The organism is Rhodococcus sp. T7 (assembly GCF_009872365.1).
Taxonomy (GTDB): Bacteria; Actinomycetota; Actinomycetes; order Mycobacteriales; family Mycobacteriaceae; genus Rhodococcus_F.
In genome coordinates this window covers 1-16,069 of sequence record NZ_WXYH01000376.1, presented here as the reverse complement: position 1 = coordinate 16,069, position 16,069 = coordinate 1, and the positions used below count along the sequence as shown (strand labels likewise).

The 16,069-nt window shown below is 64.3% G+C and carries 18 protein-coding genes; 12 read left to right on the top strand and 6 right to left on the bottom strand.

Features of this window, described 5'->3' with window-relative positions:
• Positions 1–63: 63 nt before the first annotated feature.
• Positions 64–1,581, bottom strand: a complete 1,518-nt coding sequence (locus tag MLGJGCBP_RS40710) for a site-specific integrase (RefSeq protein ID WP_236581663.1) — start codon at positions 1,579–1,581, stop codon at positions 64–66.
• A 49-nt stretch (positions 1,582–1,630) separates the two neighbouring features.
• Positions 1,631–2,155, bottom strand: coding sequence for an ATP-dependent DNA ligase (locus tag MLGJGCBP_RS40705; protein WP_442972148.1), 525 nt, complete (start codon positions 2,153–2,155; stop codon positions 1,631–1,633).
• A 476-nt stretch (positions 2,156–2,631) separates the two neighbouring features.
• On the opposite strand from MLGJGCBP_RS40705, the gene MLGJGCBP_RS40700 reads away from it, so the two are divergent.
• Positions 2,632–2,934, top strand: coding sequence for a hypothetical protein (locus MLGJGCBP_RS40700; protein WP_160103083.1), 303 nt, complete (start codon positions 2,632–2,634; stop codon positions 2,932–2,934).
• Positions 2,935–3,017: 83 nt separating this feature from the next.
• Here MLGJGCBP_RS40700 and MLGJGCBP_RS40695 read toward each other — a convergent pair whose 3' ends face one another.
• Positions 3,018–3,518 carry an N-formylglutamate amidohydrolase gene (locus MLGJGCBP_RS40695; protein WP_160103081.1) on the bottom strand — a complete coding sequence of 167 codons (501 nt, stop codon included), beginning with the start codon at positions 3,516–3,518 and terminating at the stop codon, positions 3,018–3,020.
• A gap of 219 nt (positions 3,519–3,737) precedes the next feature.
• Between MLGJGCBP_RS40695 and MLGJGCBP_RS40690 the strand changes: the two genes are divergently transcribed.
• Entirely contained in the window at positions 3,738–4,688 is a 951-nt protein-coding gene (locus tag MLGJGCBP_RS40690; RefSeq protein WP_160103079.1) for a recombinase family protein, read from the top strand.
• A 25-nt stretch (positions 4,689–4,713) separates the two neighbouring features.
• Here MLGJGCBP_RS40690 and MLGJGCBP_RS50875 read toward each other — a convergent pair whose 3' ends face one another.
• Positions 4,714–4,857: a hypothetical protein gene (locus tag MLGJGCBP_RS50875; protein WP_201453340.1), complete on the bottom strand. Its 144-nt coding sequence runs from the start codon at positions 4,855–4,857 to the stop codon at positions 4,714–4,716.
• A gap of 547 nt (positions 4,858–5,404) precedes the next feature.
• Here MLGJGCBP_RS50875 and MLGJGCBP_RS40685 point away from each other — a divergent pair.
• The 5 genes from MLGJGCBP_RS40685 (at position 5,405) to MLGJGCBP_RS40665 (ending at position 8,322) form a co-directional block, all read left to right on the top strand.
• The gene (locus MLGJGCBP_RS40685) at positions 5,405–6,235 is read left to right on the top strand and encodes a CopG family transcriptional regulator (RefSeq protein ID WP_160103077.1); all 831 of its coding nucleotides are present in this window, start codon (positions 5,405–5,407) and stop codon (positions 6,233–6,235) included.
• A 359-nt stretch (positions 6,236–6,594) separates the two neighbouring features.
• The gene (locus tag MLGJGCBP_RS40680; RefSeq protein WP_160103075.1) at positions 6,595–7,071 is read left to right on the top strand and encodes a hypothetical protein; all 477 of its coding nucleotides are present in this window, start codon (positions 6,595–6,597) and stop codon (positions 7,069–7,071) included.
• 59 nt (positions 7,072–7,130) lie between these two features.
• Positions 7,131–7,445: a hypothetical protein gene (locus MLGJGCBP_RS40675; protein ID WP_160103073.1), complete on the top strand. Its 315-nt coding sequence runs from the start codon at positions 7,131–7,133 to the stop codon at positions 7,443–7,445.
• Between the two features lie 23 nt (positions 7,446–7,468).
• Positions 7,469–7,792, top strand: a complete 324-nt coding sequence (locus MLGJGCBP_RS40670; protein ID WP_160103071.1) for a hypothetical protein — start codon at positions 7,469–7,471, stop codon at positions 7,790–7,792.
• Positions 7,793–7,893: 101 nt separating this feature from the next.
• Positions 7,894–8,322, top strand: coding sequence for a hypothetical protein (locus MLGJGCBP_RS40665; RefSeq protein ID WP_160103069.1), 429 nt, complete (start codon positions 7,894–7,896; stop codon positions 8,320–8,322).
• A 334-nt stretch (positions 8,323–8,656) separates the two neighbouring features.
• Here MLGJGCBP_RS40665 and MLGJGCBP_RS52465 read toward each other — a convergent pair whose 3' ends face one another.
• Complete coding sequence (locus tag MLGJGCBP_RS52465; protein ID WP_160103067.1) at positions 8,657–9,118, bottom strand: hypothetical protein; 462 nt, start codon at positions 9,116–9,118, stop codon at positions 8,657–8,659.
• A 51-nt stretch (positions 9,119–9,169) separates the two neighbouring features.
• Between MLGJGCBP_RS52465 and MLGJGCBP_RS40655 the strand changes: the two genes are divergently transcribed.
• The 5 genes from MLGJGCBP_RS40655 to MLGJGCBP_RS40635 all read left to right on the top strand — a co-directional run bounded on the left by MLGJGCBP_RS40655 (position 9,170) and on the right by MLGJGCBP_RS40635 (position 13,493).
• Positions 9,170–9,619 (top strand): hypothetical protein, encoded by a 450-nt coding sequence (locus tag MLGJGCBP_RS40655; RefSeq protein WP_160103065.1) that lies wholly within the window; start codon positions 9,170–9,172, stop codon positions 9,617–9,619.
• Between the two features lie 153 nt (positions 9,620–9,772).
• Positions 9,773–10,759: a hypothetical protein gene (locus MLGJGCBP_RS40650; RefSeq protein ID WP_160103063.1), complete on the top strand. Its 987-nt coding sequence runs from the start codon at positions 9,773–9,775 to the stop codon at positions 10,757–10,759.
• A 56-nt stretch (positions 10,760–10,815) separates the two neighbouring features.
• Positions 10,816–11,133 (top strand): hypothetical protein, encoded by a 318-nt coding sequence (locus MLGJGCBP_RS40645; RefSeq protein ID WP_160103061.1) that lies wholly within the window; start codon positions 10,816–10,818, stop codon positions 11,131–11,133.
• A gap of 647 nt (positions 11,134–11,780) precedes the next feature.
• A complete protein-coding gene (locus tag MLGJGCBP_RS40640) occupies positions 11,781–12,248 on the top strand; it encodes a hypothetical protein (RefSeq protein ID WP_160103059.1) in 468 nt (155 codons plus the stop codon).
• 141 nt (positions 12,249–12,389) lie between these two features.
• Positions 12,390–13,493, top strand: coding sequence for a tyrosine-type recombinase/integrase (locus MLGJGCBP_RS40635; RefSeq protein ID WP_328799672.1), 1,104 nt, complete (start codon positions 12,390–12,392; stop codon positions 13,491–13,493).
• Positions 13,494–14,817: 1,324 nt separating this feature from the next.
• On the opposite strand, the gene MLGJGCBP_RS40630 is transcribed toward MLGJGCBP_RS40635, so the two are convergent.
• Positions 14,818–16,049, bottom strand: a protein-coding gene (locus tag MLGJGCBP_RS40630; protein ID WP_160103114.1) for an IS3 family transposase whose coding sequence is annotated in 2 segments (ribosomal slippage) — positions 14,818–15,728 and positions 15,728–16,049 — 1,233 coding nt in all. Because the reading frame shifts where the segments join, the coding sequence is not laid out codon by codon here.
• Between the last annotated feature and the right edge of the window lie 20 nt (positions 16,050–16,069).

The following is a 16,069-nucleotide window of genomic DNA, read 5'->3' as shown; positions in this document are numbered from 1 at the left end:
CAGGACTTCGCTGGGGTGGTTGCCAACCCTGGGGCGGTAATGCGGCCGGGCGTCCTTTGCCGCTCACGAGGTGGCCCCCGTCAGCACCCGCGGCTCTCCGAGCGCCAGGACATCGACCAACTTCTCCAGCGCGTGCCGGTCATCGGCATCCATCAACCCGATCAGCTGCTCGACCTCCAGTGCCTTGAACGGTTCGAGATACACCTCCCGGGTGACCTCGGCACTACTGTGTCCCAACAGGGTCGCCATCAGATACCACACATCCCCGAGCTGGTTACGGAAGTCGCGCTGCTCCTTTGTCGTCAGCACGTTGGTCCGATGCCAGGCAACGAAGGTCGCAATGCAGTACCAGCGCAACGCGAAAGAATGCCGCAGCATATGCGGTCGACACCACAATCGGGCCTGCCCATTCACGGTGCCCATCGCCCGCGCAACCCGGGTATTGGCGCGATCGAACGTCTTGTACCAGGCCTTCTTCGGTCGCGGCGTACCGTCGTCGTTCAACCACAACCACACCGGTTCCAGGCCGCCGTCGCCCTCCCGAAACAGCCTCATCCGAAGCCGGGGGCCCATCGCGTCGAGATGGACATCACGCAGGCGCCCTAAATCGTCGACCACCTCGATCACGCCGCCCCGGCGAACCTGCCGCAGCAACCAGCGGCCTTGCACATGCTCGTATCGGCCGGCGACCTGCGCGCGTGCGATCGCCGCGGCTCGGCTGCCGTCGTCGATGTAGTAGCGGACCAACTGTGCAACTCTCCGACGCATCCAGAACCGTCGCCCCACAGCTCCTTTCGCGCACGCCGCCGACAGCTGACCCCGAAATAGCCCAGCGCCATGCGACGCCGGTATCTCGATGGTCAGCTGGCTGGACCACTCGCCCATCCGCAGCCCGGTGCCGAACAGGCCCTCTGCGAATGCGGTATCGCGGTCCTCGGTTCGACCTTGCCAGGTATCGGCCGGTAGCCCGTCCATGGTGAATCCACGGAGGCCGAGATTGCGCCATAAACGGAACGCCTCGGGGGTCATCCACTTCACATCCGCCCGGCGAACCGCCGAAGGTGTGCCCTCCAGCACTTCCTTCGCTGTTACGCCATCGAGACCACGATCGATAAGGCGGACACGGACAGGGTTATCCACCGGTCGATGGTGAGCAGCCCACTCGTAGAACCGCCGGATAGCCGCCCTATCGACGTGAAATGCGCTGGGCGAGATCGCATCGGGGTTCTCCTCTGCCGACAGACGCCACTGCTTGAACATCGCCAGCTCATCACGCGCCGCCGTGTCCCACCGTGCGCCGACCGCATGAAGGAAATCCAGCCACACCTTCAGCGAGTACGCGTATCGGCGCACAGTATCGATCTTCAACCCCATCGCACCCGGCCTCGGTGCCCTCCAGTACGCATTGACCAGCGGATCTGCGCGGCCCCAAGGGTCGATGAAGAACGGAGTGCCGTCGACCGCCCCGTTCCGCCTCGCCCGCGTCAGTACGTCGTCAACGCCGGAAACCAAACTTTCGACAGACGCCCACCTGCGCTGGAAATCATAGAAATTCAGCGTCCAACCCTGCTGTGCAGCCAATCCAGAGTCCACGTCCAGCCCCTCCATCTCATGACCAATTGAGCAATGATCAACCACGAGTCCGACAGGTGTCGGAAGGGAGAGTGAATTCCCAGTGCGGAGGGGCGGTGATGGGCAGTCCGCCGACGTCCTGGATGATCGAATCCAGCTCGGTCAGTTTTGCCCGCCGATCCAGGTACGAGGCGCTCATCAGGTCCAGGTCGTCGAGCACCAGGACGTCAAAGGGTAAGAATGTCACAGGTATTCGTCGTTGTAGCGGCTTTGTCGCGTGGGCTACACCCATTCTTCTCTGGAGAAGTCCGAACGAGGGTTTGCCGTGATCGAGTACGACTACCTCACCGTCGAGAACGATGCGCCCGCGGCCGCCGAACGCTGCTGTCAATGCCTCGGCGATCTCGGGATATGAGGGTGTCACCACGTTCATGGCGCGGGTCCACAGCACCGGCTCGTGGCCGCCGCCAACCGAGGCCAGCATCCGGCACCCGTCGTACTTCATCTCGAAACTCCACGGCCGTTCCGCCGTGTCGTCCGGGAGTGTGCCGGCCGTGGCCAGCATGGGCGCGATCAGCCGCATACGCCCGATTGTGCCCGCGACCTGGGAGCTACGCAGGTAGAAGGCTCAGGACAGCGCGATTGCATCGAGCCGCCGCCGGTTTCAGAATCGCGACAACCACACAGCCGTCACCGCCCATCCGTCGCCGGCGGCGGGCGGTAGGTACTGGGTCAGTGCCAGGAGTTCCACCAGAGAACGATGGGCACCAGCCAAGGTGTCCACACCATCCAGCTCGTTCCCAACCCGTACGGGGAGATCGGAATCACCGTCATCACCTCCGGAGTTAGTTGAATGGAAGCGAGTCCCACCACATAGCTACTGCCACCCAGGCATCGGTGAACTCAGGGAAAGCAGAGAAAAATCCCAGGTCTAACATTGGTGAACTCCTTGGTCGGAAACGACCTCCTGCGCTGTGTATCGCCCGCCGGAGGCGGATCGGTACAACTGCCCAGTAAGAAGACATCGGAACTGCCAAGCCCGAACGCACAAGGGGAACTATGACCGAGTTCTACACCGCAACCGACCTCGAGCAGGCCGGATACGTCCGGTACCGGCTGACGGAGCTGTTCGGGGAACCCGACACCACCACCAACGAGGACCGCTGGTCACGCGAGACCGTTGAAGCCGTTGAACACGAGGTCCTCGCCCCAGCTGCGCGGGTGATCTTCGCCGCGTTCGAGCCGCAGCTCGACACCCGTGCAGGGATGATCGCCGCCGATCTGCGGGTGGGGTGGCCGCAGATGGAACAGATGCTCGCGCGCGTGACCGTGCGAGAGTCAGGCAATGGCCGGAATCCCTGAGACGCACCAGGAACGGCCCGGTGGAGAACATCCGCAGGGCGTTCTGACGCTGTCCGGCTGGATGGAGGGCACCTGTCGTTGGGTCAGGCGGTGGTGACGATCCGAATCTCGGGATCGGTATCGCCTGCCTGCAGGCGGTAGTGCGGACATCCAACGACTTGGCGGGGCGCCCGGATCGCCTGCCGGTCGGCGTCGAGGTAGAGCCGGTAGGCCAGCTGCCCGTCCCGGTGCTCACCGGTGTCCGGGTCGACGGCGCCGAGGAAATACCCCTGCGTCGCGTCGGCATCGGCGAAGATCGCCCGCGCCCACTCGCCCGGCTCGGTGACGGGGAGATACCGCGGTAGGCCCGTTGCGGCGTCGACGATGTGCACGAGCACGGTGACCGCGAACCCCGATGCCGCCGGCACCCACTCCGCGGCCGCGACATCGAATGCCGTGAGCCAAGTGTGGATCCGCAGCTCGATGTTCGTGCCGGTCCGGGCAGGCACGGTGATCACGTGCGGATCCGCCGACGGACCCAGTGCGGTCAGTGACGGCAGGACCGGGGGATGCTCGGCGGAGAGGTCGTCGGGGGGAGCGGACACCAGGAAAGACTACGGGTCCACCTGCACAGATCGGCCTGAGCGATCACCCGCATGCCGCACCAGTACCGCCCGGGCACGAAATGCCCACGAGCCCGTCTGTGTGCACTGCTCTGATGCGTTTCCGACACCCCGTCGACACGGAGAAGTGCCAGCACAGAGCGTCGAAAACTCGTGTCGAAAAACTATGTCGAAAAACCCTGCCGAAGGTATTCTCGACACATGTTGATCGGCTACGCGCGGGTGCGCAGCGCAGACCAGAACCCCGAACACCAGGTCGATGCGCTGCGCCGCGCCGGAGTGGCGGCCGAGGACATTCACGTCGACCAGGCGGGCGGGGCAAAGGCGTCACGCCCTCAACTCGATCTGGTGCTGTCGCGGCTGCGCGAGGGCGACGTCTTGGTGATCACCCGGCTGGACCGGCTCGGACGGTCGATGTTGCACCTGATCACCCTCGGCGCCGACCTGCGAGAGCGCGGAATCGGTCTGAGGGTCCTCGAGCAGGGCATAGATACCGCCACCGCCGAGGGCCGCGCCATGTTCGGGATGCTGTCGGTCCTGGCCGAGTTCCAACGCGAGATGATCGCGGCCAACACTCGTGACGGACTGGCCGCCGCCCGTGCCCGCGGCCGCAAGGGTGGTCGACCCTCGAAGCTCGGTCCAGACCAGATTGAACTCGCTCAACGCCTGTACGACGCAGGAGAGCACACCGTCGCCCAGATCGCCGACATGCTGAAAGCGCCGCGGACCACGGTGTATGGGCATCTAAACAAGCGAAGGGTGGACGTCGCACCGCTCGCGCAGGAGGCCGCCGTAGTCGCTGGCCCGCCGGCGGCCAACTCTCGCATGTGCCCGACTTGCGGCCACGAGCCGACCACTCGCGCCGAGGCAGCGCATCAACGCGCTGACCTCGCGGTGATCTGGCTTCATCCCGATCCCCAACACCGCGGAACGCTGATCAGTCGACACCACTGTCGGCACTGCGAACCAGGGCAACCGGCATTCGATATTGCCTGCAGTATTTGTGGCGACGGACCCATCCTCGCCGGCGTACTCGCTGAAGAGGCGCGGTGCGGCGACCTGACCAAGCCGGTCGAACGATGGCTCACCGCAGCGGGATGGACCGTTGCGCCGGGCCTCTTGTGCCCGGACCACGCATCCCGCGGGCGATGATGAGCTCAGTCGAGGCGGCTGACTGCTAGGAATCGGCCGGGACCAGAAACTTCGTCTGGACGCTGAACGGATAGGTGCCCGGACTGGCGAGCAAGGACTCGATGAGTGCGTGGCCGTCCTCATCGATGGAGAGAATTTTGAACTTCGAGACCCCTTGCGGGTGCAGCATGACCGTGTCCCCAGGCGCCATCCGATCAGCCCTCCAGTCCTCAAGACGCCGAAATTGCAGGTCATCGGCGGTGCGAGATTTGTGCACCCCGGCGGATTCTCTCCGAGCCGAGGCAGCAGCAAGATTACATCTATCGAACGGATGTGCGAAAATTGAGGGGTGAAGCACGTCGAACAGGCTCCGGTGCACTGCCCCTCCGGGCACATGCTCGGGCCGAACACGTGTGTCGTCGGTTGGGAGGTGTGCGCCTGTGACACCGCGAGCAACGGCGGCCACCGCACGCACTTCTGTCGCTCATGCGGGCAGACGGTGCGGACACCGCCCTGTGCCGGTGCGCAACCACAGGCGGACCGGTGGTTCACTCCGCCCAAGCCCATCTGAGACGCACCGCGGCCGCGCGATCGCGTGTCAGTGGCGCTCCGTAGACTCAGGTTCGTTCTGTTGAGCATCCCCCCAATTTTGTTCGCAGAACCCCCCTGTGCCCCGGCGTCACTCCCCCCCGATGCCGGGGCACAACCATGCCCACTGCCGGAGAGAAGATCGAGGGATGACGGAGTCGAAGCCAGGTCGGATCCCCGTGGGCGATCCCATCGCGCTTCGCTTCGACCCCGAGACCAAACGCCGATTCGAAGAGATCGCCGAGGGCATCGGGCCCCGCCGCTTCGGCGCGCTTATCCGTGTCGCCTGCCGACGCCTCGTCACCCAACCCAAAGCCGTCGGAACTGGTCTCGCCGAACAGCGGCGACTCTCGGAAACGCTGCGGGCGATCCCGCTGGTCATGCTCAAAATCAAGTTGGAACCGGACACCGCGCAGAAGTTCGCCGCGCTGGCCGCCGAGTACGACACCACGGTCAGCGCACTCATGCGGATCGCGCTGCACCGATTTCTCGAAACCCCCGGTCGCTACAAGCATCCGATGCTCCGCGAGGCCGAGCGCACCGGCCTGTCCGACTGGGTCGACGTCATGGTCAACCCCTCCGGCAAGCAGCAAATCTGGAGACTCGCCAGCCGATACGGGGACAAGCTCAACACCGCACTGCTCCGAGTCGCCCTACGACGCCTACTCGACGAGCCCGGCGATCTCACCACGGACCTCGAAACCATCGCCCCACTGCGAGACCTCAGACCTGAAATCTATCCAGCCAGGGCGAATGTGCACTTCGACCCACCACTACGCGACAAGCTCGACGGGCTGGCAGAACAGCTCGGGTCCGATCGCGCCGAGTTGATGCGCCTCGCGGCCAAACGCGTGCTCGACGATCCCGGAAAGATCGAACAAGCAGTGAACAACGAGATCTTTCGCAGCGAGAAGAACCGGAAGCACCTCATGGCCAGGCACGCTCGCCGCCAGGCGCGGCGCCACACCCAACACGACTGACCGCATCGGGCGACTCGGTTCGTGATGTACCCGCCTCGGGCGGCTACCTGGCCACCTGCGGTGTCCCTTGATTCGAACTCCGCTGCGCTCCGCCCTGTTGAAGAACATCGTTCGTTTGACGTGCTGGCCTTCCGATCCTGATCGACGGCGGTCCTGTCGCAACCCCTGGCGGCGCAAGCGCCGGCACAAGGCTCCGGAAACTTTCTCAACCCGCACTCGCTGGCGCTCGCAGAGAAACTTCCCGGCCCAGGGGTTGCGCCATGCCCTGATACCGCCGATCCGACTCTCCTTTGCCAGCACGGCAAAACGAACGATCGGGGCACGCGAGTGGTCCGATCCCGTACGAAAGGTCACTGACCATGAGCACAGCAACAGCATCCATGGCTCCCGTCGTGGGGACGTCCGAGCTGCTCGACTACCGGCACTTCGGCACCTTGGAGGAGATCTACGCCCACGAGATGGGTCGACTGGCAGAGGCGGGCGTCGGGGATCCTGAGGTGACCTCGACCGGCGGGAACTGCTACGCCCTCACCGGCAATCCCGGCCGCACTGCCGACGGCCGGTCGATCTACCTCCTCGCCACCACCAACGGTGAACCCGCTCTGACCACCGATTCGCCGATCACGAGCTGGGCTGTCGGCCTGTACGAGGACCAGGGCGACTCGGTCGCCCTGGCCATGGGCGAGGCCAGCGTCGACGCACTCGGCAACTCTCCCGATGCCCTCGGCTGCGCGATCACCCGCGCCTGCACGGCACTGCACCAGTACGCCAGCGCCGCACCGGCAGGGAAGGTCGCACACATCGGCGATCGCGGCATGAGCTGGAGCCCCGAGTGACCGATAGCGGCGTCTCAGTCTCCGCGATCGACCCACCCATCCTGAAAGGGATTCTGCCCGTGACCATCCACATCAACCCCGAAATTGCGGCCGAGTTCAACCGCCTCGCCGATGCCAACGAAGCCGACCTGACCGTCGACCCGGACGCTACCTGCGACTACCTGTACTACAAGGCCGGTGCCATCGGGTACGACGGCGGGTCTCCGGGCATGTACGGGGCCTTCCACATCGGCGATGACGGCTACTCCGTGGCTCTCCACCACAACGGCAAACCGTGGGAGAACACCACCCCGGAGCGAACCGAACATCGGGTCACAGAGTGCGCGGACTGCTTGTTCAAGGCCGTCCAGGTTCTGCTGGAACAGGCGATGTAACAACGCCAACACGAGGAGGTCCCATGCAGTTGGAATTGCTCAGTCCGTGCAAAATTCGCCCCTGCTCATCATCCGTCGCTCAGGACGGTGACGTGTGCGAACGATGCCGCATCGCCTTCGGCTGGATGCTGCAGGAGATTCGCATCCTTGAGCCGGAAGCCCCAGGCCAGGACCAGAGCGAACCCGGCGCCGACGCCGATCTCAGAGAACCAAACGGCCCCGAGCGGAGAGCCAGCCAGTGTTGGATCTGCGAAAGCAGGCGGACCTGCACCCGAGTCAGGGGCCGATGGGAATGCAGGATCTGCGCCAGGATCGACGGCTCCGACGATCACGACGTCGGCAGCTGAGCTCTCATCGCACGCAGAAGTGGGGGCCACCGGGCAGTAGGAGCCTGCCCGGTGGACCATCCCCGCAACACAACCCACATACCCAAGGGAGAACGAACAAGATGTCGGAGAACGAGTTTCAGTCCGGTGACCAGGTCATCATCGACCCCGAATACGTGACCAAGTCCCTGAGAGGGCGCGTTTTCGAGGTGGTTCGCCGGATGAAGGTGAACTACGAGCTGCGGCCGCTCGACGGTGTCGGCCGCAATTTGGCGGCCCACCCTGGGGAGATCGTGCCCGCCCCCAAGGAACTGTTGGCGAAGCCGATCGTGGCGGTCACGCCCTTTGAGCTCGGCTCGACTGTTCGAGTGAAGGCGGCGAATATCGATCCGTCCACACTGTTCGTAGTCCTCTCGAACGGCAGCAAGGTGAAGGTCGCCAAGCTGGGTAACGACGAGAGCCGGTACTGGAATGTGCCTCGGACCTGGCTCGAGAAGGTGACGATCGACCTCGTCGCAGCCGCTGCGAGCGCCCAGGCGGCCGAAGTCTGATCCCTCCACCTCGCGGGAACAAGAACACCGGGCAGTAGGAGCCTGCCCGGTGTTCTCTCCCGAAAGACTAGGAGGGGGCAGCGCGCGACCGCAACATAGGCCCGGATCCAGCCCCGCCCAATCAGGACCCGGGCGCGGGGCATGGATCACCACAATTCTTAACGGGCGGCCGGCAGCACAATTCGCGCCATATTTTCACTCCAAGGAAATGTGAAGTATGGAGTCGAAGCCCGGCCGAGTATCCCTTTGCGATCCTTTCGTTTGGCGTGCTCTCGCGGCGCGCCGGGAATTAATAGTGTTCAGGGGTTGACTCCGCAATTCACGAAATCCTCCCTCACCTCTCCTCCGAAGTTAGCGACGCCGCCAATGCAACGTCTGAACTGGGGTGGAAGGGTTGCAGTGGGCGCGGTGGCGACGTGGTCGCTTCGCCACGGATGGTTTCCAAATTGGTTATGAAGGCGCCGTAAATTACTCGATAAATTAACGCAAAAGGGTTGGGGAACTTTGTTTTATTCGATATTATGAGTTCAATTGAAATTGACTCGGAGGGAAAGGCGTGACGGTTGCTGTAAAACCGCATGCCCAAAATTGGGAGGGTGAAATGATGATCGCTGACGACGACGCGCGCGATGCCTGGCAACTCCACCACGAGGATGGGTTGACCTGGTCTCGGGTGGCCAAGGAGATGGGATACAGCGAGGGTGCGGTCCGGAAACTTGCTGATGCCTATCGGCGGCGGACCGACGCCGCGGCCGCCGAGCATCAGATAGTGCTCTTCTGAGCGGGTCGTGAACATGACAGACCCTTACGGCACACTGACGGTTCGTTCACCGAAGGAGACATCAGCATGACCCTTGGAATGCGCCGCATCCTGCTCATCGAACTCGCGTTCGCCGCGGTCATTGGCGTGGTCGTTGCACTCCTCTGGCCTGGCGGCGGCGGTGGCGCGATCACTCCCACCTCGCCCACCGATCTCGGGCCGGGATGGCTGGCCGGACTCATTGCCGGCGTCATCTGCCTCGCGGTCACCATGATCATCGCGTTCGTGCGCCGGAGGGGCGGAGAACTGGACGCACCCGACCCCGTCGAGCCCGATCTCGATCGGCTTGCCAAAGCTGCGGTCGAGGACGATGCCCGTGACCGGTCGATCGGCGGTGCGGGGAGCCCGGCAGCTCGGCAACCGCGAACTTCGGCGGCCGGTTATGTCCCCGCGAGCATCTACTACACCGACGGCGGCACGAGCGGTACCGACGGCGGTGCCGGCGGTGCCGGCGGCGACTCGGGCAGCTCGAGCTGAATCCGTGGACTCCTGGTGATCCGGGAAAGGGTGCTAATCGTCAGCAATATGTTGACGATTAGCACCTAACACCCTCAAGAAAAAGCCCTGACGGTGGGCAAACACCGCCAGGGCAATCGACCACAGATTGGACCTGTGACCATGAATGAGGATATGACACCACCCGGGGGAACGGCTGACCTCATCGGCCGTCTGGCCGACTACGGCTTATTGGCCGCAACAGTGATTGGCGTGCTCTTCATCCTCGGTGGCGGTATCAAAGCGATGAACGCTCGCCGGTACGGAGAATCCCCAGGGGCAGGGATGGCGATGGCCATCGGCGGCATCGTCACCAGCACCGGTGCGCAAATGCTGAACGTCCTCCTCCGGCAAGTGCTCTCACCGCTCGACGCGGATGATGCGGACGACCCGACCGGTGCCGCCCCCCTCCCGGCGCCGCAACCCGCCCCCAACCCGCCGACCGCCCAGGCCTCCGAACCGTTCGACTGGTCCATCGTCGCCATCATCTTCGGCGGCATCGCCGCGATCGGTCTGGCAGTTGCGCTCGTCGTCGCGGCGAACCGGGCACGCATCCGACGGAAGACCGAACACGAACGCCGCGATCAGGCCCGTGCCGCTCAGCTCGAACTCTGGGCGAAGGGCGTCGCCGCCTACAACGCGACCTGCGACGGGCTGATGGACTTCGAGACCAACCTCGAATCGATCTTCGACCGCCCCCTACTCGGCGACGTCAACGAACCGGCCACCGCAGCCTTCTACGCCGCGTTCGAGACCGCCCAGGAGCGGCACCTCGAGAACGTCCCCTACAGCGACGACCAGATCCAACGATTCGTCGACGCCGCCACCACCGCGTACCGCGCCTTCACGGCCGCCGATACCAACGCACGGACCAAGGCCCGCGCCAACATCGTCGCAGGCAACCGCCACCTCACCGGCGCCGAGATACGACGCACCAGACTCGCCCGCAAGGCATTGGCCGTGGCCAACAATCCGGCCGCCGCCCCGGGAGAGGTGCAGGCCGCGTTCGAGAAGGTCATCGAGCTCCTGGCCGGAATCACCGAGATCCCTACTGCCGCGAAGACCACGATGACTGTTGCGATCACCGCAGCCAGCCGACCCGCTCTCACCGTCAGTGGCTGATGAGACCATTCCGCACAGGCGATCGATAACACGGTCGCGGGGCGCAGAGGGGAAATATGAATTCCGCATTCACGGTGGGGCTGGGGGTCTTGCTCGCCGGAGGTCTGCTCGGCGGACCCGTTGCTCGGCGATCCAACAATCCCTGGCGGATACGCGAATGGGCGCTCGCCCTCGTCATCGTCGCCTGTCCCATCCTGATCTACGCGGCGATCACCTCGGACGTCTCGACCATCCTCAAGGTGCTCCTCGTCGCGACCATGACGGGCTTGCTCGCGGTCTGCGCCTGGACGATCCGGCGCATCTCGCAGCGGAATGAGGGATCAGAGGCGGGACCGCTCAACGCCGACCGGCCGGACACGACAGGGAGGTCGTGAAGATGGACAACGAATACCGCACCAGTCGTGGGGGCGCCGATGGCCCAACGGGGCCTCCAACGGGTCGATGACCGGCCTACTGTGGACTCATGCCGAGCTATTGCACGGCGCTCCAGAATACGGCGCAGGACAATCCTACTTTCGGCGGTGACCGATACGTACCGGGAGCGGTAACGGCCGGTCACGTGCACGCCGTCCACTGGCCTGATCCTCAGGGGCGATCGTGGGACGACCTGGAAACGGTGTGCGGCCGGTCGACGCGAGGCATGGAGCAGCAGGAGCATGTCGACCCTACGCAGTGGCCGACTGGAAGATGGGCGCGTTTGGCGTGCACGGACTGTGATGCTCTGACATAGTCCCGGGGCCGGTGCACCCGCCGCGCTTACCGTCCGCGGTATGGCAACCATCGTTCTCGTCCCAATCTTCGAAGGCCCGCCCCGAATGGGGCGGGCCTTCTTGCACGGGGCGGTGCTGCCCGGTTCGTAGCGAAGGACCTGCCCGCGGATGTGCTGGACCGTTCGGATGATGCCCTGAGCTGGGGTGCAAGGCGGCGGGCCGGCTTTGAGGAAGTGTGCGGATCGAACTTATGTTCGACTACACTGGTGGGGCAAATCGGATCGGGTTCAGGGATGTGCGAAGGCGGCGATATGAGCGAACAGCCGATCGCCCCCGCCTCGGACGCGCTCAGTAAGGCGGAGAAGCTCGAACAGCTGCGCCGGAAGATGGCGGCGATTCCCGCCCGATCCGAGGGTGCTGAGCCGGCCATGCCTGCGGTGATGCTGCGGTCGGTCGACGAGCCGACACCGATTGTGGCCACCGCTCAGACCACGCTGCGAACGCTTCCCGTGCCCTCTCCGATCGCGAAGCTTCTTCCGCGTGGAGGACTTGCCCGGGGAACCGTTGCTAGCGTCGCCGGAACGTCTTCGGTGCTGGTCGGCCTACTCGCCTCGGTCACTGCCAGCGGTTCACACGCGGCCGTGATCGGAATGCCGGATCTGAGTCTGCTCGCAGCGGTCGAGCAAGGCGCGGACCTCTCCAAGATTGCGCTTGTACCCGAGCCGAAGGACTCTGCGGTCGAGGTCGCCTTCTCCGGGGGTTCTCAGCCTGTGGCGTGACGTCGTGTGGGAGACACTGTGTGGGTCTCGTGCGACGGTTCTTTGGGGGTGTCGCTCTGTGGTTCCTCGTCGATCGATGGAGTGGAGGCAATTGTGCGAGCTTTTCGGGTTCGGATGCCGTCGGGCGGCGCGTATTGGACTGTGGTCGATGACAACTACGCGGTGGAGTCGATCGCGGACAGGTATTTGCGCGAGTTACGATTCGGCCGGGATCGGGCGGAGTCGACTTCGAAGGCGTATGCCGAAGCCATCTCGCTGTTCTTGCGATGGTGTGACCGCACCGGTCGTGAATGGCGCACAGCGGCACGAGATATCGGACTGTTCATCGTCTGGTTGAAGTACACGCGATCGGACGGTTCGGTGGTGTTGGCGGGCCCGGATGCCCGGCAGGTGCGTGGTGCGGGGCGGATCAACAAGATCTTGGTCGCAGTTCGAGGGTTCCTGTCGTTCGCGGTGGTGGCGAAGGAAGCGCCGGCGGCGGTACTCGAACAGATCTACGAGCTGGCTGATGCTCGTGACCTACCGTTGGCGGCGCAGGGTGAGAGTGCGCGGTTGAGGTACCGGTTGCGGGCTCGGCACAGCTTGCACGAGCCGGAAACTGTGGTGGATCGGGCGAGCGACGAGGAGGTCATCGCCTTGTTTCGGGAGTGCCGGTCTGCGCGCGATCGGCTGATCGTGTTGATGCTCTCACGAGCGGGAATGCGGCGCGGAGAGTTGGTCGGGATGCGGCGCAGTGACCTGCATCTGCTGCCGGATAATGCCGTGCACCACTGTCCGGTACGGGGAGCGCACGTGCATGTGGTGCGACGAGAGAACTCGAACGGCGCGATAGCGAAATCGCGGAACTCACGAGCTGTACCGATCGACTTCCTGCTGGTACGGGCCCTGGATTTGTACCTCCTCGAACGCGCCGAGCAGCCCGCGGCTGACGACTGCGACTTCTTGCTGGTCAATCTGTTTCGGGAACCGTTGGGAGCTCCGATGACGGTGGGTGCGATCAACGAATTGTTCGAGGCGCTGTGTGTTCGGGCGCGGTTGGCTCGGTCGATTTCCCCGCATCAGTGCCGGCACGGGTTCGCCAGCAACCTCGCGGACTCCGGGGCTTTGCTCGACGAGATCCAAGGGTTACTCGGGCATGCGTCTGCCTCCTCGTCGATGCCGTATCTACATCCGTCACCGGACCGGCTGCGCGAGGCAGTCGAACGGGTGCCGTCGCCGAGGGCACTGACGGATGGTCTGCGGTGACGGCCGCGCAGCCGCGCATCGGGCGGGATTCTGCCGCCGCGGAAGACAAGACGATCACTGCTCAGTTGTGGTCGGTAATCACCCCGGAGTTCGTGGACTTGATGGGGTGGTCGGACGAGGGCAAGGTACTGGTCTTCCCGCGAGGACACCCCTCGCTCCTCTGGAACGAATGTGTCGTGGTCAATTGCGAATCCGAGTCACACGCGGCGCACGGTTTGTGTGCAGACTGTAGGAAGCGGTGGAAGATCGCAGGATCACCGGACGTGAACGATTTCGCGGGAACGCCGAGGTCACGGCTCCGCGCGTACGGTTTGTGCGCGGTTTCGCAGTGTGAGCGTCCGTGGTCTTCGATGAACTCCGGACTGTGCGAGGCGCACCGTTCACAGCGCATCAGATTGCAGGTTTCGCTGGCAGACTTTCTGGAGCACCCGAGGGTTGTGGCGCGTAAGTCCTTCGGACCATGTGAGGTCGTCGCGTGCGGGCGCGTACGGTCTGGGAAGATCCCGTACTGCATGAACCACGGAATACAGTGGCGCAAGGTGCGTGATGGAGCTGACGCTGTCGGATCGGCAGCAGCGGACGAGATGCGGTTCCGTAGGACCGCGCCGGCGATCTCGTATCTCAATGAGTGCACTCTGCTGGGGCTGCCGGACCGGGTTGTCGCCGAACTGATCTACGGACTCCAGCAACGCACAGCTCAGGGGGCCACAACCCGTGCCGACCAGGTCAGGCCGCTCGTAACACATCTTCTGGCCAACGAATATCGGACACTGGAGGACGTGGTCCCGGGCGATCTGCGTCCGGCAGTGAAGAACGTGTGGTCGACGGCGACCACCGAGCTCCGGCGTATGCACCTGTCGCCGGAGACCGAACGGTTCAAAGACGAATGGGATGCCACCGTTTTCGGGTTCAGGGGAACGTTGCGATTTACCAAGATCACGCAGCCCTGGTTACGAGAAGCCGCCAAGATCTGGGCTTACAACGACATCTCCCGTCGGCGTTCCAATAACGCAAAAGCGATGGTGCAAAACGAAATCCGATTCCTCGTGATGCTCTCGGACAGCCTGCGATTGCAGCGTCCAGGCGATCACGGAAACGATCCGCGTGTCCTCTCACGCAGCGATATCGCGGGCTTTCTGAACAGGCTGACCTTCCTGCACAACGATGGATCGATGTCGGCCTATGCCCGCATGACCGCGATCCGTGGGATTCGGCGGATCCTGGCCACGATGAGGGGGCTGGGCTTGAGACGGCCCGGGCAACCGATGCACGGCCTGCCCGAAGACTTCACCGGGCGTTCCCCCCGAGATGTGGACACCAGTTCCTATGCGGCGGTGGCCAGCCTAGCCGATCGCTGCTCGTACTCGATCGGACAGATCTGGCCGAGAGTGGAATGTCTCCTTCTCGTGTTGTATCGCGTGATCCAGCGGAAGACGGCAGCGCGCGCCTCACCCGCGCTGTTCCAGCGCTTCCGCCCCTGCAGCGTCTCCCGTTTCAACGTCGCGTTCAGCGATTCGGCGGCGGCGTTGTCCGCCGACGTCCCGACCGCACCCCGTGACCGGGTCACCCCCAACTCGCGGCAGAGGTCAGCGAACTCAGCCGATACATATTGAGCCCCGTTGTCGGAGTGGAAAATTGCGCCATCGAGACCGGCGGCGCCACGACAGGCGGCGGCCGCCCGCAGCGCGTCGGTGACCAACTCGGTGCGCATGTGGTCGGCGATCGACCACCCCGCCAACCGTCGCGAACTCAGGTCCAACACCGTCGCCAAATACAGAAATTCACCGTCACCGACTGGAAGGTAGGTGATGTCCCCGACGTATTTGGTGTTCGGTGCGCTCGCGGTGAAATCCCGCCGGATCAGGTCCGGCACCGGGGCCGCGTCCGGGGCGGGGACGGTGGTGCGCACCGGTTTGCGCAGGTGCACACCGACGATCCCGTGCTCGCGCATCACCCGCTCGACCCGCTTGTGATTGACCTCGATCCCGGCCTCGCGCAGCTCGGCCGTGATGCGCGGAGCACCGTAGGTGCCATCGAAGTCGGCATGGATGGCACGGATCCGCGCAGCCAGCTCCTCGTCGGCGCGGGCACGGGCGGCCCGGGCCGGCGCGGAGGTCCGCCACCGGTAGAAACCCGAGCGGGAGACCTCAAGGATCTGGCACAGCCACTTCACCGGAACGGTGTCGCGGTGGTCATCAACGAACTGGAAGCGGCTCACCAATTCGTCTCGCCCGCGAAATATTTTGCCGCCTTGCGCAGAATCTCCCGTTCGGTTTCGAGCTTCCGGATCTGGGCCTTGAGCTGCTTGTTCTCTTCCTCCAACACGGACTCGGACGATACCTCCCCGACCCGCGACGCCGGCCGCGCGGCCCCGCTGGCCCGGAGCTCGGCCGTGGAGGTACCGGTGCGTTTGCGTTCGGCCCGCACCCAGTTGCGCAGGGTCTCGCGGCTGACACCCAGATCCCGGCCGATTCCGTCGAAAGTGTGGCTCGGGTCGGTCAGGTACAGCGCGACGGCATCGGCCTTGAACTCCGCCGAGTACGCCTTCATCGCCATCAGTGACATCTCTTCCTCTG

Bases quoted from the DNA above. Each gene is read 5' to 3' on its own strand.
- MLGJGCBP_RS40705 (WP_442972148.1), bottom strand. From the start codon at position 2,155: ATGCGGCTGATCGCGCCCATGCTGGCCACGGCCGGCACACTCCCGGAC.
- MLGJGCBP_RS40700 (WP_160103083.1), top strand. From the start codon at position 2,632: ATGACCGAGTTCTACACCGCAACCGACCTCGAGCAGGCCGGATACGTC.
- MLGJGCBP_RS40690 (WP_160103079.1), top strand. From the start codon at position 3,738: ATGTTGATCGGCTACGCGCGGGTGCGCAGCGCAGACCAGAACCCCGAA.
- MLGJGCBP_RS50875 (WP_201453340.1), bottom strand. From the start codon at position 4,857: ATGCTGCACCCGCAAGGGGTCTCGAAGTTCAAAATTCTCTCCATCGAT.
- MLGJGCBP_RS40685 (WP_160103077.1), top strand. From the start codon at position 5,405: ATGACGGAGTCGAAGCCAGGTCGGATCCCCGTGGGCGATCCCATCGCG.
- MLGJGCBP_RS40680 (WP_160103075.1), top strand. From the start codon at position 6,595: ATGAGCACAGCAACAGCATCCATGGCTCCCGTCGTGGGGACGTCCGAG.
- MLGJGCBP_RS40670 (WP_160103071.1), top strand. From the start codon at position 7,469: ATGCAGTTGGAATTGCTCAGTCCGTGCAAAATTCGCCCCTGCTCATCA.
- MLGJGCBP_RS40665 (WP_160103069.1), top strand. From the start codon at position 7,894: ATGTCGGAGAACGAGTTTCAGTCCGGTGACCAGGTCATCATCGACCCC.
- MLGJGCBP_RS52465 (WP_160103067.1), bottom strand. From the start codon at position 9,118: ATGTTCACGACCCGCTCAGAAGAGCACTATCTGATGCTCGGCGGCCGC.
- MLGJGCBP_RS40655 (WP_160103065.1), top strand. From the start codon at position 9,170: ATGACCCTTGGAATGCGCCGCATCCTGCTCATCGAACTCGCGTTCGCC.
- MLGJGCBP_RS40650 (WP_160103063.1), top strand. From the start codon at position 9,773: ATGACACCACCCGGGGGAACGGCTGACCTCATCGGCCGTCTGGCCGAC.
- MLGJGCBP_RS40645 (WP_160103061.1), top strand. From the start codon at position 10,816: ATGAATTCCGCATTCACGGTGGGGCTGGGGGTCTTGCTCGCCGGAGGT.
- MLGJGCBP_RS40640 (WP_160103059.1), top strand. From the start codon at position 11,781: ATGAGCGAACAGCCGATCGCCCCCGCCTCGGACGCGCTCAGTAAGGCG.